The sequence below is a fragment of the uncultured Porphyromonas sp. genome (genome assembly GCF_938023125.1).
Taxonomy (GTDB): Bacteria; Bacteroidota; Bacteroidia; order Bacteroidales; family Porphyromonadaceae; genus Porphyromonas.
In genome coordinates this window covers 15,284-38,181 of the sequence record NZ_CALHDW010000006.1, presented here as the reverse complement: position 1 = coordinate 38,181, position 22,898 = coordinate 15,284, and the positions used below count along the sequence as shown (strand labels likewise).

The 22,898-nt window shown below is 51.3% G+C and carries 20 protein-coding genes; 11 read left to right on the top strand and 9 right to left on the bottom strand.

The annotated features are described in order from the left end of the window. Window positions 1–148 precede the first annotated feature (148 nt). The 11 genes from Q0090_RS01580 to Q0090_RS01530 all read left to right on the top strand — a co-directional run bounded on the left by Q0090_RS01580 (window position 149) and on the right by Q0090_RS01530 (window position 13,120). Window positions 149–997, top strand: a complete 849-nt coding sequence (locus Q0090_RS01580; RefSeq protein WP_297946794.1) for an N-acetylmuramoyl-L-alanine amidase — start codon at window positions 149–151, stop codon at window positions 995–997. Window positions 998–1,071: 74 nt separating this feature from the next. Continuing rightward, window positions 1,072–1,980 carry an MlaD family protein gene (locus Q0090_RS01575; RefSeq protein ID WP_297946792.1) on the top strand — a complete coding sequence of 303 codons (909 nt, stop codon included), beginning with the start codon at window positions 1,072–1,074 and terminating at the stop codon, window positions 1,978–1,980. Further along, window positions 1,981–3,342 (top strand): MATE family efflux transporter, encoded by a 1,362-nt coding sequence (locus Q0090_RS01570; RefSeq protein ID WP_297946791.1) that lies wholly within the window; start codon window positions 1,981–1,983, stop codon window positions 3,340–3,342. Between the two features lie 144 nt (window positions 3,343–3,486). Beyond that, complete coding sequence (locus Q0090_RS01565; protein WP_297946789.1) at window positions 3,487–4,482, top strand: PhoH family protein; 996 nt, start codon at window positions 3,487–3,489, stop codon at window positions 4,480–4,482. Then, window positions 4,479–5,429, top strand: a complete 951-nt coding sequence (locus Q0090_RS01560) for a phosphoribosylaminoimidazolesuccinocarboxamide synthase (protein ID WP_297946787.1) — start codon at window positions 4,479–4,481, stop codon at window positions 5,427–5,429. The genes Q0090_RS01565 and Q0090_RS01560 overlap by 4 nt, the downstream gene beginning before the upstream one ends. A 16-nt stretch (window positions 5,430–5,445) precedes the next feature. Beyond that, window positions 5,446–6,165 carry a bifunctional demethylmenaquinone methyltransferase/2-methoxy-6-polyprenyl-1,4-benzoquinol methylase UbiE gene (ubiE, locus tag Q0090_RS01555; RefSeq protein WP_297946785.1) on the top strand — a complete coding sequence of 240 codons (720 nt, stop codon included), beginning with the start codon at window positions 5,446–5,448 and terminating at the stop codon, window positions 6,163–6,165. Further along, on the top strand, window positions 6,162–6,929 hold the full coding sequence (locus Q0090_RS01550) for a shikimate dehydrogenase (RefSeq protein WP_297946784.1): 768 nt from the start codon (window positions 6,162–6,164) through the stop codon (window positions 6,927–6,929). The genes ubiE and Q0090_RS01550 overlap by 4 nt, the downstream gene beginning before the upstream one ends. Before the next feature lie 54 nt (window positions 6,930–6,983). Beyond that, window positions 6,984–7,523: a CD225/dispanin family protein gene (locus Q0090_RS01545; protein WP_297946782.1), complete on the top strand. Its 540-nt coding sequence runs from the start codon at window positions 6,984–6,986 to the stop codon at window positions 7,521–7,523. A gap of 142 nt (window positions 7,524–7,665) precedes the next feature. Then, window positions 7,666–8,985, top strand: coding sequence for a UDP-N-acetylmuramoyl-tripeptide--D-alanyl-D-alanine ligase (murF, locus tag Q0090_RS01540; protein ID WP_297946781.1), 1,320 nt, complete (start codon window positions 7,666–7,668; stop codon window positions 8,983–8,985). Continuing rightward, window positions 8,979–10,445 (top strand): RNA polymerase factor sigma-54, encoded by a 1,467-nt coding sequence (gene rpoN / locus Q0090_RS01535; RefSeq protein ID WP_297946779.1) that lies wholly within the window; start codon window positions 8,979–8,981, stop codon window positions 10,443–10,445. Before murF ends, rpoN begins: the two co-directional genes overlap by 7 nt. 47 nt (window positions 10,446–10,492) lie before the next feature. Then, complete coding sequence (locus Q0090_RS01530) at window positions 10,493–13,120, top strand: DUF5686 family protein (protein ID WP_297946777.1); 2,628 nt, start codon at window positions 10,493–10,495, stop codon at window positions 13,118–13,120. Window positions 13,121–13,151: 31 nt separating this feature from the next. Here Q0090_RS01530 and Q0090_RS01525 read toward each other — a convergent pair whose 3' ends face one another. From Q0090_RS01525 to Q0090_RS01485, 9 genes are all read right to left on the bottom strand, one after another. Then, window positions 13,152–14,483, bottom strand: coding sequence for an MATE family efflux transporter (locus Q0090_RS01525; protein ID WP_297946775.1), 1,332 nt, complete (start codon window positions 14,481–14,483; stop codon window positions 13,152–13,154). Continuing rightward, window positions 14,480–15,424 (bottom strand): dTDP-4-dehydrorhamnose reductase, encoded by a 945-nt coding sequence (gene rfbD, locus Q0090_RS01520; protein WP_297946773.1) that lies wholly within the window; start codon window positions 15,422–15,424, stop codon window positions 14,480–14,482. The genes Q0090_RS01525 and rfbD overlap by 4 nt, the downstream gene beginning before the upstream one ends. Before the next feature lies 1 nt (window position 15,425). After that, on the bottom strand, window positions 15,426–16,001 hold the full coding sequence (locus tag Q0090_RS01515; RefSeq protein WP_297946771.1) for a DUF4924 family protein: 576 nt from the start codon (window positions 15,999–16,001) through the stop codon (window positions 15,426–15,428). A 25-nt stretch (window positions 16,002–16,026) separates the two neighbouring features. Beyond that, window positions 16,027–17,253, bottom strand: coding sequence for an FtsX-like permease family protein (locus Q0090_RS01510; RefSeq protein WP_297946769.1), 1,227 nt, complete (start codon window positions 17,251–17,253; stop codon window positions 16,027–16,029). A gap of 17 nt (window positions 17,254–17,270) precedes the next feature. Next, window positions 17,271–17,606, bottom strand: coding sequence for a ribosome-binding factor A (locus Q0090_RS01505; protein WP_276775329.1), 336 nt, complete (start codon window positions 17,604–17,606; stop codon window positions 17,271–17,273). Between the two features lie 39 nt (window positions 17,607–17,645). Further along, window positions 17,646–18,239: a thymidine kinase gene (locus Q0090_RS01500; RefSeq protein WP_297946916.1), complete on the bottom strand. Its 594-nt coding sequence runs from the start codon at window positions 18,237–18,239 to the stop codon at window positions 17,646–17,648. A gap of 19 nt (window positions 18,240–18,258) precedes the next feature. Then, the gene (tsaE, locus tag Q0090_RS01495) at window positions 18,259–18,681 is read right to left on the bottom strand and encodes a tRNA (adenosine(37)-N6)-threonylcarbamoyltransferase complex ATPase subunit type 1 TsaE (RefSeq protein WP_297946765.1); all 423 of its coding nucleotides are present in this window, start codon (window positions 18,679–18,681) and stop codon (window positions 18,259–18,261) included. After that, window positions 18,678–20,231, bottom strand: coding sequence for a bifunctional response regulator/alkaline phosphatase family protein (locus tag Q0090_RS01490; protein WP_297946763.1), 1,554 nt, complete (start codon window positions 20,229–20,231; stop codon window positions 18,678–18,680). Before Q0090_RS01490 ends, tsaE begins: the two co-directional genes overlap by 4 nt. 209 nt (window positions 20,232–20,440) lie before the next feature. Continuing rightward, window positions 20,441–22,702, bottom strand: coding sequence for a C10 family peptidase (locus Q0090_RS01485; protein ID WP_297946762.1), 2,262 nt, complete (start codon window positions 22,700–22,702; stop codon window positions 20,441–20,443). Window positions 22,703–22,898: the final 196 nt, after the last annotated feature.

Here is a 22,898-nt window from a genome sequence, read left to right as displayed (position 1 = left end):
CTTCATGCGGAAAAAAGGCCTACTTTTTTGGGAAAATTACCCTCCACTCGCACACTCTCCGGAGAGAAAATGGGAGTATAGTTCGATAAAATCAATAACTTTGCAGGCGGAACACCTGTATTTTGCACGGCTTATTGGAACCGCAGATATGAGTCAAATAGAAAATATTACCCTTAAGAAGAAAGGGCACAAGGGCCTACAAAGGCTTTTCTTCACACTTCTCTGTTTGGGGATGTTGCTCCCTATCTCCACAGCCTCTGCACAAAAAAAAGGAAAAAGTGGAGGGAAGAAAGACTCGTTTGTGCTCGTTTTGGACGCAGGCCACGGTGGAAAAGACACCGGAGCTGTAGGTAATGGCGGACGAGAAAAAGACATCAACCTAAAGGTGGCTCTCGCTGCCGGTGAAATCATCAAGGAGCGATACCCCGAGGTAAAGGTGCTCTACACACGCAGCGACGACACCTTTATCGGGCTACAGCAGCGTGCCAACTTTGCCAATCGCAACAAGGCCAACCTTTTCATGAGTGTCCATACCAATTCGGCTCAATCTTCGTCGGCAGCGGGCACTGAGACCTACGTACTAGGTTTGTGGCGCACCGAAGACAACTTGCGCGTGGCTATGAAAGAGAATGAGTCCATCCTTCTCGAAGACGACTACGAACGCACCTACCAGGGTTTCGACCCTTCCTCTAGCGAGAGCTACATTATGTTTGAGATGATGCAAAATGTGCACCAAGATAAGAGCATTCGCCTTGCCCAAGCCGTACAAAGCAATTTGGCTAAATTGCCCACCTCCGACCGCGGAGTGCGCCAAGCCGGATTCTTGGTAATACGCGAAACAGCAATGCCCAGTATTCTTATCGAAGTTGGGTTCATCTCTAACAAAAAAGAGGCCGAATTCCTTCTATCTCGTGACGGACAAAACCGTTTGGCTCAAGCTATTGCAGACGGATTTGCCAGCTACTACGAAGCCTACAACAAGAGCAAAGCTCTCTAAAAGTTCCTCTCTAGGAGCGAATTACACCCAACACAAGAACTAAAACATACACCTAAACAACGAACCAGACCTATATGCAAGGACCTTCAAAACTTATCAAGATCGGCTTCTTTACCCTCCTAGCCATCGCATTACTCTACTTCGGGATCAACTATCTAAAAGGGATTGCCATTTTTGGTCGGGAGTACACATACTATGCCCGCTTCAGCAACGTAGAGGGGCTCGTGGTAGCATCCCCCGTCAAAATCAATGGCTACAAAGTAGGTACCGTACAGGGCCTGAAATTTGAGATTGCACCCGATGGCACGGCCTCCACTCTTGTGCAAGTAAACATTGACCAAGAGTATAAGATACCCCAAGGCACCCGTGCCTCCATCAAAGCAGCCCTCTTGGGTGGAGCTCAGCTCGACCTACAGTTATCCTCTTCGCAGCAGATACTTGCCGAGGGCGACTTCCTAGAGACGAGTGAGACGGCAAGTGACCCTCTTGGCACCATAACCAACGAAGTACTACCCCGTGTGGCGCAATTGATCCCGAAGGTAGACTCCATTCTATCCTCCACACAAGATTTGCTGGCGACTCCAGAGCTAAAGCAGTCCGTACACGAAGCCCATGCTACCCTGGCCTCCGCTCGTAGCTCCATGCAAAAACTTGATGGTCTAATGGCCTCTCTACAAAGCTACACCCGCCAGGATGTGGGCCCCATGATCGGCAAGGCCAACAGCACACTCACCCGCATCGACAACTTCTCACAACAGCTCGATAGCATCAATGTGCGTCGAATCATAACCAACCTAGAGACCACAAGCAACGAGCTCCACACCCTCTCACAGCAACTCAACAGCAAGGAGGGCACCCTTGGCAAAGTAATTAATGACGAAAAACTATACGAAGACCTTCGCTCGTTGCTCACGAGTACGGACTCTCTCGTAACGGACTTTAAGGAGGACCCTCGTAAGTATATCAAACTAAGCATCTTCTAGATGAGCGAGAAGGCAGCAGAGCATTCCGAGACAAAGGACCTAACCCAGGGCCCCATTGCTCGGCAGATAGTAGCCCTAGCGGCCCCCATCATTGGTACCTCCTTTATACAGGTGGCCTACTCATTCACCGACATGGCATGGGTAGGGCGCCTAGGGAGCCGTGAGATAGCGGCCCTGGGCGTTATTAGCGTGCTAACCTGGCTCGCCTCCTCTATTGGTGCTCTCGTAAAGACGGGAGCCGAGGTACTTGTTGCACAGGGGTTAGGGGCACAAAATCGCAACTCAGCTCGCTGTTACGCTCAGCACACCTCTACGCTCGCCCTCTATATCTCCCTTGGGCTGATGCTCCTCTTCGGAGTCGGGGGCTCTACCTTCATTGGTCTCTATGGGTTAGAAGAGACAACTAGCGAGTTTGCCCAACAATACCTCGACATCATACTCTGGGGGCTCCCCGGCTTCTTTCTCTCGCTATCCTACAGCGGGGTGTACATTGCTGCCGGGCGCAGTAACATCCCCTTTTGGATCAACAGCATCGGCCTCGTGCTAAACATGCTGCTCGACCCTCTCTTTATTTTCATCTTTGATTGGGGCATATCGGGAGCCGCCCTCGCCACCATAGTGGCACAATGGGTTGTAGCCCTACTCTTCTTGTACCAAGTGCATGGGCGCGACCATCTGCTCGGGGGCTGGTGTGTAGTAGGTCCCTTAAAACGCACAGAGACCCTGGCGATACTCAAGCTTGGGCTCCCTATCGTGACTCTCAACTCCCTATTCGCCCTCATCACCTTTGTCATGGGAACGATAACGGCCCGTGCCGGTGGGCATATCGGCGTGGCCACCATCAATATAGGCGGTCAGCTCGAAGCCATTACCTGGAATACCTCCCAAGGCTTTGGTACGGCCCTGGCGGCCTTTGTAGCCCAGAACTATGCGGCAAGAAAGCCGCACCGCATCTTCTCCGCTTTTCGGGTCAGCATCTCCATAACCTCTGTATTTGGTATTGTGGCCATGTTCCTCTACATATTCTTCGGAACGGAGCTCTTCGCCCTCATCATTCCGGAAGAGGAGGCCTACTTAGAGGGGGGGCGCTACCTGCGTGCTACCGGGTGTGTCCAGCTCTTTATGATGTCGGAGATCTTGATACAAGGGCTATTCTATGGTACGGGGCGTAGCCTACAACCGGCCCTCATCAGCATTCTTGGCAATAGCATCCGCATCCCATTAGCCCTTATTTTTGGGGCCATGGGGTTTGGGCTCACGGGTATCTGGTGGGCCATTGCCACCTCCATGGCGACAAAAGGCATCGTTGCAGTCTCTTTCCTCCCCTACCTAAAGCGCCGGGTGTATCGTCATCTAGGGTAGCCGCCCCGAGCAAAGAACCATTCGAGAAGATTCAGCCCCAATAAGGGAAAATTTCGCCTCAACTCATTGCTTCAAATCCCCTCTAGGCGAAATTTTGTTGGTACTTTTGCACCTAGAAAAAGATAGGATCCGAGAACGACAATCATGCTGATAACCGAGCGACTCTATGTCCCCGACGATGTAGATGCGGGGGTTTTATTCGGGGTTAATAGGGAAAACCTTATTCTACTCCGCACCCTATACCCCAAGTTGCGCCTTGTAGCCGGAGACAATGTGCTCAAGATCTTGGGAGAGGCTTCGCAGATAGACGACTTTGTAAAGGTACTCGATCACCTCTCCGCCCACATCCGACGGTACAACAGCCTCAACGAAGATGCTATCCGTCGCATTGCCCGAGGCGAAGATGCCTCCACCCCCGAACCTGAGTACCATATCGTCTACGGAGCTCGTGGCAAAAGCATTGCCGCACGTGGGGCCAACCAGCAACGGATGCTCCGCACTTTTGAGGAGAAAGACCTGCTCTTTGCCGTGGGTCCCGCCGGATCGGGCAAAACATTCGTAGCCATTGCTCTAGCCGTCAAAGCCCTCAAAGAGCGCAAGATACGCCGCATCATACTCTCCCGCCCCGCCGTAGAAGCCGGAGAGAAATTGGGATTCCTACCCGGGGAGATGAAAGACAAACTCGACCCCTATCTACAGCCGCTCTACGATGCTCTGGAGGAGATGATACCCCCTCCCCGACTCAAAGAATACATGGAGCAGGGTACGATACAGATTGCTCCCCTTGCCTACATGCGCGGACGCACCCTCAACGACGCCGTCGTTATCCTAGACGAAGCGCAGAACACCACCACGCATCAGATGAAGATGTTCCTCACCCGTATGGGGTACTACTCCAAAATGATTGTAACGGGCGACGTAACCCAAATAGACCTCCCTCGGGGCGTAAAGTCCGGTCTGAAACACGCCCTTGAGGTACTATCGGGCATACCCGCCATTGGGCGCATTACCTTCGAAAAGGGAGACATTGTGCGGCACCCCCTCGTACAACAAATTGTAGAGGCCTACGATGCCAAAGCTAGAGAAGAGCAAGAAGAGAAAAAAGATTCTTTAATCAATAGAGATACAGATAGCTTATGAAGATCGAAACCCTCCTCCGTACCGACTATAATTTGCCGGGGCAACAGAGCGTTTACCACGGAAAAGTACGCGACGTTTACTTCCTAGAAGGAGACCTCGTGGCCATGATTGCAACCGACCGCATCAGTGCTTTCGACGTAGTACTGCCTGCGGGCATTCCCTACAAAGGGCAGGTGCTCAACCAAATTGCAGCCAAACAACTAGATGCCACGGCCGACATTGTGCCCAATTGGAAGATAGCCACCCCCGACCCCATGGTGACCATCGGGCATAAGTGCGAACCCTTCAAAGTAGAAATGGTAATCCGTGGCTACATCACAGGTAGCGCATGGCGGGCTTATCAAGAGGGGGCACGTTCTATCTGCGGCATCCCTCTTGCTGAGGGGCTTCGCGAGAATCAACGCTTCGACCATCCCATCATTACCCCTACCACTAAGGCGGATGAAGGACACGACGAAAACATATCTCGTGAGGAGATAATAAGCTCCGGACTTGTAAGCGAAGAGGACTACACCCTCCTCGAGCAGTACACACAAGATCTCTTTGCACGCGGCAGCAAGATCGCAGAAGAGATGGGACTCATCCTCGTAGACACCAAGTACGAGTTTGGTAAAAAGGATGGTAAGATCTACCTCATAGACGAGATCCACACCCCCGATAGCTCTCGCTACTTCTATGCCGAAGGCTTCGAAGAACGCTTTGCCAAGGGAGAACCCCAACGTCAGCTCTCCAAAGAATTCGTACGCAAATGGCTCACCGAGCAGGGCTTTATGGGCAAAGAGGGACAGAAGGTGCCCAAGATGACCGACGAATACTGCCTAAGTGTGTCCGAGCGATACATTGAGCTCTATGAGCATGTAACGGGCGAAAAGTTCGTACGTGCAGAGCAAGATCACCTCGCACAACGGATTGAGAAGAACATCACAGACTTCCTAAAGAAGAAGTAAAACTCCCCTCTCCGGTATGGATCAAGCTACCCCAACGACAGGTAAAACGGAACGCATCCGTCGGATGTTCGACGGCATTGCCGATCGCTACGACATTGCCAACAAACTGATGACTCTAGGCATTGATCGCCTATGGCGTAGGCGCACCGCTCGTTGGGTAGCAAGCCATTCCCCCCACAAGATACTTGATGTGGCCGTGGGCACGGCAGACCTAAGTCTGGAGCTTACAAGGCAATGCCCCGCACTAGAGCAGATCACAGGCGTAGACATCTCCGAGGGAATGCTCCAAAAAGGGAGAGAGAAAATCGCTCAAAAAGCCCCCCAAGCAAACATCCAATTAGAGCTTGCCAATTGCGAAGCACTCCCTTACGAAGAGGGTTCGTTTGATGCCGTGGTAAGCAGCTTTGGGGTACGCAATTTTGAGCACCTAGCTCAGGGGCTAGAGGAGATGTGCCGAGTAACGCACCCGGGTGGTGTCATTGCCATTCTAGAGCTTAGCGTGCCCCGTAATCCCATCTTGCGTTGCGGATATACCCTTTGGACGCACACCTTTATCCCCCTTGTAGGCTCTCTTTTTGCCCGCAACCGTGGAGCCTACGATTATCTCCCCAAGTCGGTTCGCCAAGTGCCTCAATACGAAGCATTCACCCAAATGCTCCTAGAGGCAGGTTATGGCAAGGCAGAGTACAAAGCATTCTCGGGTGGAATTGCCACCCTATATTACGCCATAAAATGAAAGAATACGCGCTGATTGGTCACCCCGTAGGGCACTCCAAATCTCAAGAGTTCTTCAACGAAAAATTCCTCGCCGAGGGGATTGATGCTCACTATATCACGGCAGATCTAGCAAGTATCAAAGAGCTAAAGGCTTTCCTTTCGGCACACCCCAATCTACACGGCTTCAACGTAACAAGTCCCTACAAACAAGCCATACTTCCCTATTTGGATGAGGTAGAAAGCGAGGCTTCATTGCTCGGGGCTGTCAATACTGTAGTAGTGCAAAACTCACGATGGGGCAAGCGCAAACTCATCGGATACAACACCGACCTCGAGGGCTTTAGACAATCCATAGCCCCCGTACTCGGGGGGAGACGTCGTGCGCTCATCCTAGGCTCCGGAGGGGCATCTTGTGCGGTACAACGCGCCTTTAAGAAGCTAGGCGTTGCCACCCTTGTGGTAAGCCGCACCCCTAAATCGCCCTACGCCATCACCTATTCCGACATTACTCCGGAGATCCTTCGAGAGCACAAAATCATTGTGAATTGCACCCCCGTAGGTATGACTCCCAACGTACAAGAGGCTCCCCCTATCCCCTACCAGGAGATCACCCCCGAGCATCTTTGCTACGATCTTATCTACTCCCCCGATCGAACCCGATTTCTACAGCTCGCCCAAGCCCAGGGAGCCACGATCAAAAACGGGATTGATATGCTCTTCTTGCAAGCGCACGAAAATTGGAAGATTTGGCAAGCAGCACGCCTCGAAAAAGGCTCTATGTGATAGAAAATCACTACTTTCGCAACTGAAAAATTAGAAAACTGAAGACATCTCTATATGACTACTGAAAAATTTTATTACATCCGTAACGGACAACAAGTTGGCCCCTTCGAAGCTGAACAGCTCGCCCAAGAAAACATCACTCCTCAGACCATGGTCTGGAGACAGGGAATGGAAGATTGGAAAGAGGCTCGCCTCCTCCCGGAGCTTGACTTCCTCTGGCAAAATAATGCAAACAACGGAGCAAGTGGAGTTCCTCCCTTCCAAACGCCTCTTGGTCAGCAACCTTTCGGCACTCAAAACAACGCTCCCTATAACATCTACGCTAACGGAGGCATTCCCCCCAAGTGCCCCCCTACCTATTTGGCTTTTGCTATCATCGTCACAATTTTCTGCGCATGGCCTTTGGGTATCCCCGCCATTATAAATGCCACTCGCGTGGAGAAAGCCTACAATCAGGGCGACTTCGCCGGAGCCGAACGATTCAGCAAATCGGCTCGCACATGGTCTATTGCCAGTATGGCAGTAGCGGGAGCCATCGTTCTCATATGGGGTGTCATAATGATCTTTTCTGCCGTATTAGACTCAGCCTACTAATTAGGGGATAGTCACCTCTCGGCGAATAAGCATCATCGCAATAGAAGAGCACAAACTTAGTCCCGAGAGGGATAGAGCATGTGCTCTTCCTTTCCTTCTAGACGCCTAGCCCCTACAAGACTCTTCCTCACACTCCAATAGTATGGATATTCTCGAGCTTTACACGTACTTCAAACGCTGTAGTGGAGTAACTACAGATAGCCGTGCTCCCAAGAGAGACTCGCTATTTATAGCCCTCAAAGGTGAGCGGTTTGACGGTAACGACTTTGCCCTCGATGCCCTTGCCAAAGGGTGTGCCTATGCTGTGGTAGATCGTGCGGAGTTGGCGCAAAAAGAGGCTCGTTGTCTTTACGTAGAGGATAGTTTTGCAGCCCTCACAGAGCTCGCTCGCATGCACCGCCGCCGGCTCGCCTTGCCCATCATTGGCATCACAGGGACCAACGGCAAGACGACCACCAAAGAACTCATCTCGGCCGTACTGAGAAGCACCTACACCATTGGGGCTACCATGGGCAACCTAAATAACCAGATAGGGGTACCCCTCACCCTTCTCTCCTTCACACCGGAGATGCAATACGGCGTTGTGGAGATGGGCGCCTCTCATATAGGCGATATTGCGGAACTAACCGCCATTGCAGAGCCGGACTTTGGGCTTATTACCAACATAGGCAGAGCGCATCTAGAGGGGTTCGGATCCTTTGAAGGAGTGACGAAAGCCAAGTGCGAGCTCTACGATTGGCTAGGGAAGCATAATGGGGAAGCCTGGGTCAATGCCGACGACCCCTTGCTCATGCAGCGCTCTGCGCCTCTTGTACGAACCACCTACGGCACAAGCCGAGAGGCCTTTTTCCGTGCCTCGCTGCTCGATCACCCCTTGGGCTATTTCCTTGCCTTTGCCTTCTACTGGCAGGGAGAGACCTACCGAGTACATACGCAACTCGTAGGTAAATACAACCTCCCCAATGCCCTCGCTGCCGTAGCCGTAGGGCTGAGACTAGGAGTGGCACCTCCCGATATCGTAATAGCACTGGAGCACTATACTCCCTCGAATAGTCGCTCGCAATATATTGCCAATACGCCCCATCACAACAACCTCGTAGTGGATGCCTACAATGCCAATCCCTCGAGTATGCATACCGCGATAGAGAACTTTCTCTCCACCTCCGGCGCACAAAACAAAATCCTCATCCTGGGGGATATGTTTGAGCTCGGTAGTGCCTCTCGGGAAGAGCATCTAGCCCTCGTACGACGCTTAGTCCGAGAGACTACGGGCATTACCTGCTACCTCGTAGGAAAAGAGTTCGCCGCTCTCGAGAGCGAAGCCAAAGCCCCCCACCTCCACTACTTCCCCTCTACAGAGATTTTGGCAGAGCAACTCCGCCTTGCTCCCATTGAGCACGCCTTCATTCTCATGAAGGCATCCCATGGCATGCACTTTGAGTCCCTTGTAGAGCTATGCTAAAACAACGGCAAGAGCAGCGGCAAAAGCTAGCGATTGATGTACAGCAGATACAGCAAATCAAGCTCCTAGAGGTTTCCGGAGAAGAGCTTGCAGATCGCATTCGGGAGGAACTTGCCACCAATCCTGCCCTAGAAGTGGTAGAGGAGAGGGAGGAGACAACTCCCGAAGACAACTTCCTAGACGAAGAGCCACTAAGCACCCCCGAAAACGAGCAAGAGGGGATACAAGACGATTTCTCCCCGGAGGATTACACGGCAGACGATGAGCGCGAAGATGCTCTACGCGAGCTCCCTCGCACTTCCACTAGTGACGATGATGGACCTTCTTATGTGCAACCCAACGAAGCGCCCTCTCTGTCGGACGATCTCCACGAGCAGTTAATCTCTCTTACCCTCTCGGATCGGGAGCTGACTATTGCCGAATACATCATTGGCAACCTAAGTGACGACGGCTATCTCTTCGCCTCTCTACACGAGATCAGCGATGCTCTCCTGTTTAATGAGAATCTCGATGTTTCCGATGCCGAAATAGAGCAAATGATCCATAGGATACAGCAGCTCGACCCGCCCGGTATTGCAGCACGAGACCTGCGCGAATCCCTCATATTGCAGCTTCAGCGTCTCCCCAAAGACGACCTTCAGAGCCTAGCTCTCTCTATCATCGAAAGCTACTTCGAAGATCTTGCGGCCCACCGCTACGACCGAATTATACGGGCGCTGGCAATCTCTCCGGACCGATTCGCCGAAGCGCAACGCATCATCCGACAGCTCAACCCTCGCCCCGCTAGTGGGTATGGATCGAACCTAGAGGCAGCGGTATCGCGCATCGTTCCCGACTTTACCGTACACCTCCATAATGGAGAGCTACAGCTCTGGATCAACGATGCTCCCAACCTCCCTCAACTAGGCATATCACCGGCATATCTTGCCATTACAAAGGCTCCGATTAGGAGCGAAGCCGAGAAAACCTCTCGTGCCTTTGCCTCCTCGCGCATTGCAGAAGCTAGGCAGTTTATCGACGCTCTAAAGCGCAGACGCAAGACACTCCTGCACGTTGTAGGTGCCATCGTACAAGCCCAAGAAGATTTCTTCCGCACAGGGGACATACAGCAACTTCGCCCCCTTGTCCTAAGGCAAATTGCGGAGACGGTATCCCTCGACATCAGCTCGATCAGCCGCATCACCCAACGCAAATACATACAAAGCGACTACGGCATTTACCCTCTCAAATTCTTCTTCAGCGAAGGCACAACGGGCAGTGATGGAGAAGCCGTTTCGTCCCGAAGCACCAAGGACCTCCTACGACAATTGATCGAAAAAGAGGACAAACGAGCCCCTCTCTCCGATACGGATTTGGGCAAGCTCCTAAGCCAAGAGGGAATACCCATAGCACGCAGAACAGTGGCAAAGTATCGCGAACAATTGGGCATCCCCATAGCTCGCCTTCGCCGAGAGTTGTAAGCCCCCTCCTCCAGTAATTACCCCACACCAACAATAAAATCCTCACAATGAATCCAATCCACACTCGAAATAGCGCAAGGAATCTAGGTTATATTGTCTTTTTATTCCTGTTCATTGTTTCCCTTACTCCCCTTAGGGCTCAGATCACCCTCAAGGGAATAGTCACAGACTCCCTCACCGGCGAGCCCCTCGTTGGTGCGGCTGTTTACGTTACCAAGCATCGCTCCATCGGCACTCGTGCAGACCTGGAAGGGAAGTTCTCCCTCACCCTCCCGAGAGATATTGCCTCCCGCCGTAACCTTATGTTATCGGCAAGTATGGTGGGGTACAATACCCAAAATACAACCATTGCCAAGACACATGTGGAGACCGGTTACTACTGGCACGCCACGCTCAACAGCCAAGAACTTGCCACTGTGGTGGTAACGCCCAAGAAGAAGTACACAAAAAAAGGGAATCCGGCCGTCGAGATTATAGACAAAGCCATCGCAAAGAAGGAAAAGAATCGCATCACACGTTATTCGGATTACTCCTACCGGCTCTACCGCCGCCAGATGATGGGCTTGGCAACTCCTGCCGATAGTGCCGGAGGCTGGTACTTTGGCATTCCCGAGAAGACGTGGCGTATGTGGAGCGACAGTTCGGCTCTAGAGGGTATGATGGTGCGCCCATTCTCCCTCAGAGAGCGCGAGTCAGTACGCTCGTCTATAGGGGGTAAAGAACGCGAAGAACTGATCATCGGACGACGCTTCTCCGGTTTGGAAGAGGCGCTCGAATCCTCCGGGACTGACACAAATTTGGAGGAGCTCTACCCTGAAATTGACCTCTATGCCAATGATTTGGAGATTCTGCACAATCAGTTCCCGGGGCCGATGAGCAAGCTCTTCTCCACCTCTTTCTACAAATACTATTTACTCGACACGGTAGCCGTAGAGGGGCGCCCCGCCTACGAGATCGGGCTTGTTCCCTTCTCCAAATATAGCATAGGGCTATCGGGTACAGTATGGATAGATACAGTTTCCTACTCCCTCGCTAAGGCCCACCTTCAGGTTCCAAAGCAAGCTAATGTAGACTGGGTATCCCATTGGTCTGCTGACTTTCACTATGCGCCAACCGTACTTGATGGAGATACCGTTTGGCTCCCTCATAAGCAAGAGATACATACCTTTCTCACGCCTACCGAGCTAATTCCCTATAGCTGTGAAGTGGATCTCGCCTACATTTACAAGCAATACCGAGTAGGAGAAGAGGCGAAAGACTCTCTAGCTCTAGACCCTCGGCTTGCCTTGAGTGCCCCCATGCGTAGCCAGATAGACAAGCCAACTCTTAGCAACTTTGGTATTGTAGAACGCCCCGAGCCGCTACCCAAATTGGGAGAAGGAACCATTGCCATACTCGACTATCTGCACCAGAAGCCGTCGTATATCTTCCTAGCTAAGGCAACACAGGCAATGGGAAGAGGATTCATCGGACTGCCTCTGAACAAACTCAAGCGGGAGGAATACTATGCCGAGTTGGGCCCCATCGAGACCCTTTTTGCTTGGAACGTTGTAGAAGGAGCACGATTCCGCGTAGGGGGAGTAACCAATGCCAAACTAAGTCAGCACCTCTTCGGACAGGGGTATGTGGCCTACGGATTGGGCGACAAGCGCTGGAAATACTATGGCAAGATCACCTATTCACCTATTGCCAAGGAGGGACACGAGGAGGAATACCCCCAACGCAATTTTTACCTCTCGGGGCATCACGATCTCTTTGTCCCCGGTTATAGAGAAGATGCCATGTACAAAGATGGGTTCAGCACCCTTATAGGCACTATGAAACTGCGCAATCGCTTCTATAATACGAGCTTTAGCGCCGGATTCAATGCGGACTGGAACCAAGCCATCCACACCGTCTTCTCCATCACTTACGACCACAAAACCCCTGCGGGCGACCTGCATTACTATCAAGTAGCAGAGGATGGAAGCCTCACAACCATCCCCTCCTTCTCCACGACCAGCCTATATACCGGCCTCACATTCGTACCGGGGAGGGAGCCTCGCAACGGACGGCGCCCCGTAAGTATGGACAAAGAGAGTCGCCGCTACCCCGTACTCAACTTCGGAGTAAAACTACAACCCAAGGGCCTCCCCGGCAACGAGCACACAACAGCTATGATCACGGCCGGAGTTAGCGCCCGCATCTACCTCTCCCTATTTGGCTTTATCGATTCTTATGTACAAGGCGGGATTGGGCTTGGCAAGCTAGACGAAGTGAATCTCTTCACCCCCTCTATCAACAATAGTTTTGTGGCGAGACAGACTACTTTTGAGCTGATGCGACCTCTCGAATACGTATCCGACAAGTACCTCCACTTCGTCCTCAACTACCACATGAAAGGGCTAATCTTCAATCGTCTCCCCCTACTAAGGCTCACGGGCTGGCGCGAGGTTTTCTCTATTCGAGGCTATTGGGGCGATGTCTCTCAAAGCCGTAAAGACCGACGCGTAGGGGAGTTAGTCTATCCCGAGATAGTCTCTCCTATGAACAATCACCTCTATCTTGAGGGAAGTGCAGGGATAGAAAACATTCTCAATATCTTCTCCTTGCAATACTTCCGCCGCTTTACAAAAAGCAGCATACCCGGTGCTCCCGACTGGACGATCAAGCTAGGGATGTTTTTTTCCTTCTAAGGAAAGGGAAGAGACTTCGGTCGCCCAAGAGTTATCGGCTCGTAAGGCTGGGCATGTACCTCCGCCACAACCGCCATTGGACAATGCCTCGGGCAGCCAAGTAAAGGTCGAAGGAAATCCACAAAGCGGCAACGCCCCAAGAGGCTCGCGAGAGGTAGTAAAGCCCAAAGAAAAGAGCAGAAGCCACCAGCATACTGGTACGCAACCCTCGTGCATAGGTAGCTCCTACAAATACGCCGTCCCACAAAAAGGCAGCAAACCCCAGTAGAGGGACAAAAGCGATGTAGGGCACCCAACGCAATGCTACGGCCACCACCTCGGGGCTATCACTGAGGAGGTGTAGGAGAGGAGAGGGCACCAACAGGTAGAGAAGACTGGTCAAGACAGCCAAAGGCCAACCGAAGGAGAAGAGTTGCCGCACGAGCATTTGCACCAAATCTCTCCGCTGCATACCCACATAACGCCCCGTGAGAGCCTCTCCGGCATAGGCAAATCCATCCATGAAATAGGAGAAAAGATGGAAGAACTGCAGCAAAAGAGTATTAGCTGCTACCACCTCTTCGCCATAACTCGTAGAGGCGTAGGTGAAGAAAAGTGTTACGGCACTGAGGAGCGCCGAGCGTATGAAGAGATCGCGCTGTGTGGAGAAGTAGCCTTTTCTTCGCCTAAGGCGAAATAGGTCGCGCCAACAAAAGTGCCGCAGCACTCGACCATAACGCCACACCGCCAAGAGCCCTAAGAGCAGCACGCCTACATACTGCGCAATAATGGTACCCAACGCCAGCCCCTCAACACCCCAGCCCGGGATCTGTACAAAAAGAGCACTCAGGACGATATTTATCAGGTTAATAGAGATCGCACCAATCATGGGGATACGGGTATTTTGCATCCCAATAAACCAGCCGTTGAGCACATAGAGCAGCATGGCGGCAGGTGCCCCACAGAGCGCGATTGAGACATATAGCTGAGCCGATGCCGCAATAGCAAGCTGATCTTGAGCCATCAAGCGAACAAAAAGAGAGACCAAGGGCGTTGCCAAGAGGAGCAAAAGCCCCGAGAGGAGGGCCAGCGAAAGCCCCTGCGCTAGGTGCTGATTGATTTGCTTTAGATCCCTAGCGCCAAAACATTGAGCCACAAAACCGGTTGTTCCCATCCTCAAAAAGCCGAACAACCAGTACAAGGTGCTCACCACTCCAGACGCCACCGCCACGGCTCCGATGGCCGTTTTTCCCTCCGGCGTATGCCCTGCCAACCCCACATCCACCAGCGATAAGAGGGGTACTGTGATATTGGAAAGGATATTGGGGAGGGCGAGAAGTACGATCCGTCGCCGCATGGTACGAGCCAGAGAGAGAGCCTTCACTTCTTTTGCTTAAGACTAGGGATGGAAGGGGGATCTGAGGGTGGAGGACAAAGGCGAAGAGCCTCTTGCCAACTACAGAGAGGGGTATTCGGGTCGAGACAACTCACCTCAAGACGCGAATTGCGAGGGCGATGAGCTGCCGTTGGGTACTCCTCGGTTGTAATGGGGTGTACCCTACAAAAGTGCGAGCGACCCGCTTTTTCCACAATCGCTTGGGCGAAGCCATACCAAGAGGTATCACCCCTATTGACAAAGTGCAAGACGGGAGGCAAAGCCTCTCTACGTGAGCAAAGAAGAAACAATTGCTCTGCCACAGACTCCGTGCTACTCGGAGCTCCTATCTGATCGGCTACAACCCGCAATTCGCTCCGCTCATGCGCTAGGCGCCACATCGTGCGATAGAAATTCTGACGGTAGGGACTGTAGAGCCACGAAGTACGCACGATAGCATATTCGCCCAAGGGCAAAGCTCGAGCAACGGCCTCCTCGGCATGCCATTTTGTAGTCCCATAAACCGAGATGGGATGGGGAGGATAGTCCACAGGATAGGGCTGATCGTAGGCCCCATCGAATACGTAATCGGTACTAATCTGGATAAAACGGATCTGCAATCGAGCGCAGGCCCGCGCCATGGTATCCACGGCAATGGTATTGATTACCTCAGCTTCTTTGGGGTGTGTTTCTGCCAAATCGACCTGTGTGTACGCCGCAGCATTGAGAAGGATAATCTCTCTGTAATGCTCAAAACGGAGAGCCAAACGCTCCAAAACAGGAGGGAGTGTCTCGGGGTGTGCGAGGTCGAATTGCTCTCGTGAGAGAGGGTATATATCATGCAAGACTTCGGTCTGTAGGCTTCTCAAAAGAAGGGTCAGGCCGAGTTGCCCTTGCGCTCCGGTTAGGAGTATTATCCTTTTCTCTAGTTTGGGTTGTGCCTCTCGCATTTCAAGATTGAGGTGCTACGTCCCCATCAAGAGGGGATTTTTCGGATTTCTGTAGGGTGTACTTTTCTCCCAACACTTTGAGCCAAACGGAGATACGCATCATGATCTCCCGAGTAGCCTTTGTGGTCTCTTGGTGGGTTTGCTTGAGGAAAGTGTATCCATACAAAGCCACAAGAGCGGCCTCTACTTCCCCTAGGGCAACACCGCCACTACGCCTGCGGATTTCCACAATAGCGGTCAATACCGCTGTGTATAGCTCTTCGTAGATCTCCTCTTCTGCATCGGCGAGCAACTGCTTATGTAGCTGTTCCAGCTCCTGAAGTAGGGAGGTAAGAGAGGCCGTGTGCTTATTGGGTTGCTCCATAATACCCTCTACGAGCATCTCTTTACGAAGGGGAGGTAAAACTTCTCGGAGGGAGCCAATTACGGGCAACTGCTCCGGCGACCTCGAGAGAAAGCTATCAAAATCTTCTTGCCGAGGCATAGCCCGCACCAAAGACTCCAAATACCACATATAAATGAGGTACTCAGCGGGATTCTGCTCACGCATTTGCGACAAAGAAATTGTTTTGGACATAGAGGTAAAGAGATACGAGAATGAATCAATGAGACTGAGGGCTACGCAAGAGACGACGCACGGGATAGAAGGCCGAAAGGTATCCCACCAAGGCAATAGTGGCGGCAAGAGTCAAGAGGTCAAGCCACCGAACAGCCACGGGATAGGGCTGGCGATACACCCCCTCGCCAAAGGTAAGCCAACCAAATTGCGCCTGCAACCACACAAGCAGCATCCCTAGCAAAAATCCGCCCAAAGCCCCTACCAGGGTAACCAATAGGCCCTGCCAAAGGAAAATGGAGCGTATCAACTGAGGGCGAGCTCCCAAGGCGGCATAAATCTCCACATCGTGACGCTTCTCGATAATCAGCATCGAAGAGGAGCAAATCACATTGAAGGCGGCTAGAAGAAGGACGAAAAAGAGGATAAAGAAAGTCATCCACTTCTCTATGGCAACGAGCTTCAAAAGATGGGGTTGTTGGTCTCGTCTATCTAGAACACGCCACTCAGCCCCCAACTCTTTTTGCAGGGATTCTTTGAGGGTTTTAGGAGAAACGCCCTTCGCAGGAAAGAGGGCAAGAGCATGTACATAGCCCTTAGGGAGATCGAGCAGGGAGCCTAATTCTTCTACGGACAAGAAGAGTGTACGATCGTATTTCTCCTCTTTGGCAGAAAGCACAGAGGGGGCTTTGCCCTGCGTCGTGCGGAAAGCCGTCTGAGGGAGTAAGGGATTGATATAGCCTCTACGCTTGGGTACGTATAGAGAAACCGTGCGCATAAGGCTAGAGGTCTGCCCAAAAGAGAAAAGAGTCTGGTAGAGATCGCCCCCGAGTGTGTACTCACCGGAGAGAGCCGTCAGACTACCTTCCAGCATCAGACTATCCAATGCCAACGAACGAGAATAGGAAGACTCCAGCCCCAAGAGGTGCGCCGCAGCATAAACAGAAGAGCTACGAACAATCCCTTCTCCCTCAATAAGTCGGGAAGAAGCAGCTATCTCCGGCAAACTTTTCAGCCTGGCAATTCTACTTTCTTGGGCATCGAAGGGAGCCTTATCAACTCGCTCTACCTTGAGGGGTGCATCGAGATGACTTACCGACGTAAGCAATACCTCTTCGTATCCGTTGTAAATCGAGAGGATAGCCACCACCGCCATTACAACGACTCCCACCGCTACCGAACTAATAACGGAGACAACCTGCACGGCATGAAACCGCTTCCGTTGTGCAAAGTAACGCCTGGCAATAGAGAAAGCAAGCGACCTGGGAGACATGCTAGAGAGGGGGGAGACTACTTGGCCAAAAGGCGATCGATATTATCTAAGTAGTCGAGCGTATCGTCTACGATAAAGACAAGTTCGGGTATTACACGAAGCTGCGACTTGAGCTCAACACCCAGCGCATAACGCACTTGCGCCGCATTGCGTTGGGTTGCAGTGATGATCTCCTCCGCACGCTCAGAGGGGAATATGCTGAGATAAACCTTGCAAAAAGAGAGATCGGGGCTAGGGGCTACACGCGTCACACTAACGATCACTCCGGGCATTGTCTGTGTCTGTCTCTGGAAAATCTCGCCAAGAGCCTTCTGCACAAGGCGGGCTATTTTACTGATTCTTCTATCGTTCATTGTATCTATATTGCTCTATCAATTGAGGAATAAGGAGTGCTATCTCTTGTGATGCCTCCGGTGATAGCACTCTCGGCATAGGGGGCGGTACTCGTCCAACTCACCCAAGAGCACGGTTCTGTCGTCGCTAGACAAGCGGTAGGAATAATTGGCAGGGAGACCGCAATCCATGCAGACGGCATGTACTTTGGACACCGAGTCGGCAAGAGCCATTAGCTGCGGCATGGGGCCAAATGGGTTGCGACGGAAGTCCATATCCAGCCCTGCAATAATCACACGTTTGCCGCTATCGGCCAGCTCGCTCACCACATATACCAACGCTTCGTCGAAAAACTGAGCCTCGTCTATGCCCACCACATCGGCATCCGAGGCGTAGAGAAGGATCATTTGTGCATTCTCCAGCGGGGTAGACTCCATCGCATTGGCATCATGAGATACTACCTTCTCCTGGTCGTAACGTATATCAGTAGCAGGTTTGTAGACCTCTACTTTCATCTTAGCAATAGCCGCACGACGCAAACGACGCATCAGCTCCTCCGTTTTACCACTAAACATAGATCCACAGATCACCTCTATAGATCCGTGGCGAAGATGAGGGGCTGCGTTCAATCGCTCGATATCAATGGCGTCCATGCTATCAGGATATTTAGGATTATAATTCACACGTGACGACTCGCGCACCATCGGCACGCTCGTACATCTCTAGACGCACGGTATCCTCGGGCAATAGGCCTTCGATTATCTCGGGCCACTCTACAAAGCAGTAGGATCCGCTTGACAGATAATCCGAGAAGCCCACATTAAGGGCATCTTCGAGGGTCTCCAAGCGGTAGCAATCCATATGAAAAGCCACCTCTTCTCGGGAGGGGATGGCATATTCGTTTACGATGGCAAACGTAGGGCTATTCATCACATCCTCTACCCCCAGCTCCTCACAAAGAGCGGTAATAAAGGTGGTTTTACCCGTACCCATCGGAGCATAAAAAGCAAAAACACGCCTTCCCTCGGTAAGATCAAGCAGGGTACGAGCCGTGGAGCGCAAGTCCTCCAGTGACGATATTGTAAGGGTAATCATTTAGGCTGTAGTGAGATAAAAGGGATAAGCATTTCTTCCATCGAGATCCCCCCGTGCTGGAAGGTATCGCGATAGTAATTCACGTAGTAATTGTAGTTATTGGGGTAAGCGAAGAACTTATCTTCGTAGCAAAAAATAAAGCTATCGGTGATCGACCCCTCGGGCAGGCCGTAGTCTCGGGGGCGAGTCATGGCAAAAACCTCCTTGGGATTGTAGGTGAGATGCCGCCCCAACTTGTAGCGGAGATTGGTACTCGTATTACGGTCTCCTACCACTTTTACAGGGTTCTGTACGCGTATGGTACCATGGTCGGTCGTAAGCAAAACCTTGTACCCCATCTCTTTCATCTTTTGGAAAAGTCGATAGGTAGTAGAGTGACGGAACCAACTACGCGTCAGGGAGCGATAGGCGGCTTCGTTGCCTGCTAGCTCTCGGATCATCTTGCTCTCGGTACGAGCATGGGAGAGCATGTCTACAAAGTTTAGCACCACGACGTTAAGGGGGTGGCGAGAGAGATTATCCATCGTAGAGAGGAGTTTCTCTCCATACTTGGTCTCGTGCACCTTGTTATATGAGAAGGTGTAGGGCTTACGATAACGCTCTATCAGACTAGCAATCAAGGGTGCTTCGTTTACATTTTTCCCCTCTTCGCTCTCTTCGTCCACCCACAAGTCCGGGAAAAGGCGGGCGATATCAGCCGGCATCAAGCCCGAAAAGATGGCATTGCGAGCATATTGTGTGGCCGTGGGGAGGATAGAAACGTAGAGATCTTCTTCGAAATAGAAAAGATCGCTCAGCAGATCTTTCACCGCCAACCACTGGTCGTAACGGAAGTTATCAATGAGTACGAAAAAGAGCTTTTCTCCGGCATCGAGAAGGGGAAAGACACGCTTAGAGAAGAGATTATGGCTCATCAGAGGAGACCCAGCAGAGGGCGTTATCCACCCCTTGTAGTGGTCGCGTACGAAGCGACCGAACTGGAGTTGAGCCTCACGGCACTGCAAGGCGTGCATCTCGGCAAGCTCGGGGTGCTCCTCCACAAGCAGACTCCGCTCAGCAAGCTGGCGATAGAGCGTTTTCCAATCCTCAAGCTCCATGCGCTGCATGAGCTGCATAGAGGTTTCGCGGAACGCCCTTTGGTAGTCAGCCACCGTAGCCTCTCCTATAATATCATTGCGCTGAAGCGTTTTTTTGAGCGTGAGCAGAAGCTGATTCGGATTCACCGGTTTAATCAAAAAGTCGACTGTATTACCGGCAATCGCCTGGTTCATCAGTTGCTCCTCTTCGCTCTTCGTAACCATTACCACAGGGAGCGAAGGATACTGCGAACGCAACGCATCAAGCGTCTCGAGCCCCGAAAGACCCGGCATATTTTCATCTAAGAAAACGAGATCGTAAGGCTCCTGAGCCAACATCTCCAAAGCGTCGCTACCACTGAGCGCAGCCGCTACACTATACCCCTTTTTCTCAAGGAAAAGAATATGGGGCTTGAGAAGGTCAATCTCATCATCGACCCAAAGGATCCTATATTGTCTTACTGCTGTGGACATACAGCACAAAGGTAGTAAATAGTTTGCGGCTACAAAGTAATGCCCTCACAGGCAATGCATCCAGCCCTCATTGCCGAAGAAAGGATCCAAAACTACATAATCAAGCCCTACCCTTGCACACACTTCCTAAAATAAGAAAGGTGTCACACCTCCCCTATGGGACGTATGACACCCTTCTCTTCTTGAGAGAAAGACTCTCTCGCTACTTATCAACGAACTACTAAAGTATAATCTTCTACTTCACCGTTATTGAAGATGCCATCAGGAGCAGGGTAAGCACCGTCAGCTGACATACTTACGCGTACACGATAGCTACCTCTGTTAAGTGTTGCAGGTATACGAAGTGTTGAGAAAACGTATTTGAAACCACGAGATTCGAGCATCTTTTCGTTTTCAGAGAACTTACCATCCTTGTTCATGTCGATCCAGACACGCCAGTAGCACCAGTAGCTTCTATTTACATTATATCCGGTACCAAGGGTAACTTTAGGCCAAGCTGCCTTATCAATCGTGATATTGCGGCTGCTATCCTTGCTGTAATCTGCATAGCCCCTAGTTTGAGCAGAAGAAGTATTGCTCATATCGCCGATTTCTACAAGTCTGATGTAGGTGTAAGCGGTAGATCTGGCGTAGGAGATAGGATAGTCTTGATTACCAGGATTTACTGGGTCAGGATTCGGATTTACTGGATCAGGATTTACCGGGTTAACGGGGTTTACCGGATTCACAGGATTCACGGGGTTAACAGGATTGGGTTTTGGATTAGGATTAGGGTTGGGATTGGGGTTTGTCTTCCCAATTACAACCTTGTAATCTTCAACTTCACCATATTCAAAGTTTTCGTCACTCTTTGGATATCCACCCCACTTCATGCTTACACGCATACGAGTTTCGCCAGTTACGCAACGATCGCAGGTGGGGATAGTAACCGTTTTAACCAATGGGTTATAACCGCTTGTCGTACCGTAAGCGATAATTTCGCTGTCTGAGAAGCTCTTGTCGCCATTGAGGTCAATCCAAACACACCAGTATTCGGGGTATGAAGAAGATGAGAAACCTGGAGTAAGAGAGAGTGTATACTGAGCACCTGCTGTAAGGTTGAGACGAGATGTGCTGAAGTAGCGGTAACCGTCACCACTTGTAGTATTGCTTAGAGAACCCAAACTAACGTTGCGGATATAGGTTGCGCGATAGTAGCGACCTGAGCTCTTGGGATAATCACCACCTACACCGGGATCTACTGGATCGGGATCCACAGGATTGGGGTTTACACGGCCGTCAGGTTCAATACCAATTACAACATTGTGATTGTAATTGAACCCACCGGCACCACCACCGGCACCAAGGCTACCAGGATTCATTGCTGAAAGAAGGAACCAACCGTCGGAAGAACCACCCCAGCCCCAATTGAAGTGGAAATATCCATTAGGTTCATAACCGTCGCAAACGAATGAGTGACCACCGCCATTACCGTGACCGGCATACTGAATAGGACGATTGGCATCAAGTTCGGCACGGAGAAGCGCTTTCCATTGAGCATCTGTATAGTTGCGCTTATGTGCGTAGCGAGTTGTGTTTTTATATTTATAGTGCTGAATCAAAAGACGTGGAACATCACTCTGATAAGCACCACTACCACCGCGGGCAAACTGCATGTTTACACCAATAGCTACGTCATAGCAGAACTGAGCAACGTCTCTATTGTGCTCACGAAGTTGAGCCTTAGGCATATTGTCCCAATTCAATGCGTGGTTATAATCTGCATAGCGTCCATCCTCAGTAGATCTATATGAACCTTGACCGCGAGAGGGATACTCCCAGTAACGCATGATCTGACATGTAGCTGTTGCCACGCAACCTACGGGGCAGCCTACAGGGCAGAGTGCGTTGTAGTAAGGCATCTGATTCCATCTGATAGAACCAAGAAGAGGACCTACAGTACGGCTAGCACGTAGCTCTTCCAACTCACCACGGAGGGCAGCTTTACGCATAGCCACGACTTCCTGAGTAATGGGGACATTCTTCCAGGCGTAATCAACACCCTTTGAATAGTCCATCAAGATATCCTGCATATTAACAGGGATATCATCCTTCTTGAAGGTTCCTTCGCTAGAATAAGCAAGGACAGGATAAGAAGCTTCACTACCCGATACAATTACGAACCCTACGGTGTCGACATTGAATACATAGTAGTGCGGATGCTTATCATCTCCCGCTCTAAGATCCGTACCTAGATCCGTAAAGGCTAGGTGAAGCGACTGGGAACCTGCAGCACGAAGGGCCGAGAGGCTTCCATTCTCTTGGATAAATTGTTCAGCGATAGCCTCAGCCTCATGCTGATCGACATAAATGTCTGTAGAAGCCACGCCGCCTTCCTCACCATTGGTGGGGAAATCTCTCTTCTGGTCTGTACAAGACGCAGCGAGAAGAAGCGCTGCAAACGCAGGCACTAAAAACTTAAAAGAATCCATACTTTTCACTAGTTAATCGTTTGTATTTTAACTGTTAATTGGGACCGACGTATGCCTTATTCCGAGAGAAAGGGGAATAAGGGGAGGGGGGGGGTAGACATCCTCCTCTCGCAGGAGGATGTCTACCTAAGGTTCTACTGAGTGCCCATCTACCCTGAGGAGCACAGTAGGAATTTAGTTAAAGTCTAATATAACA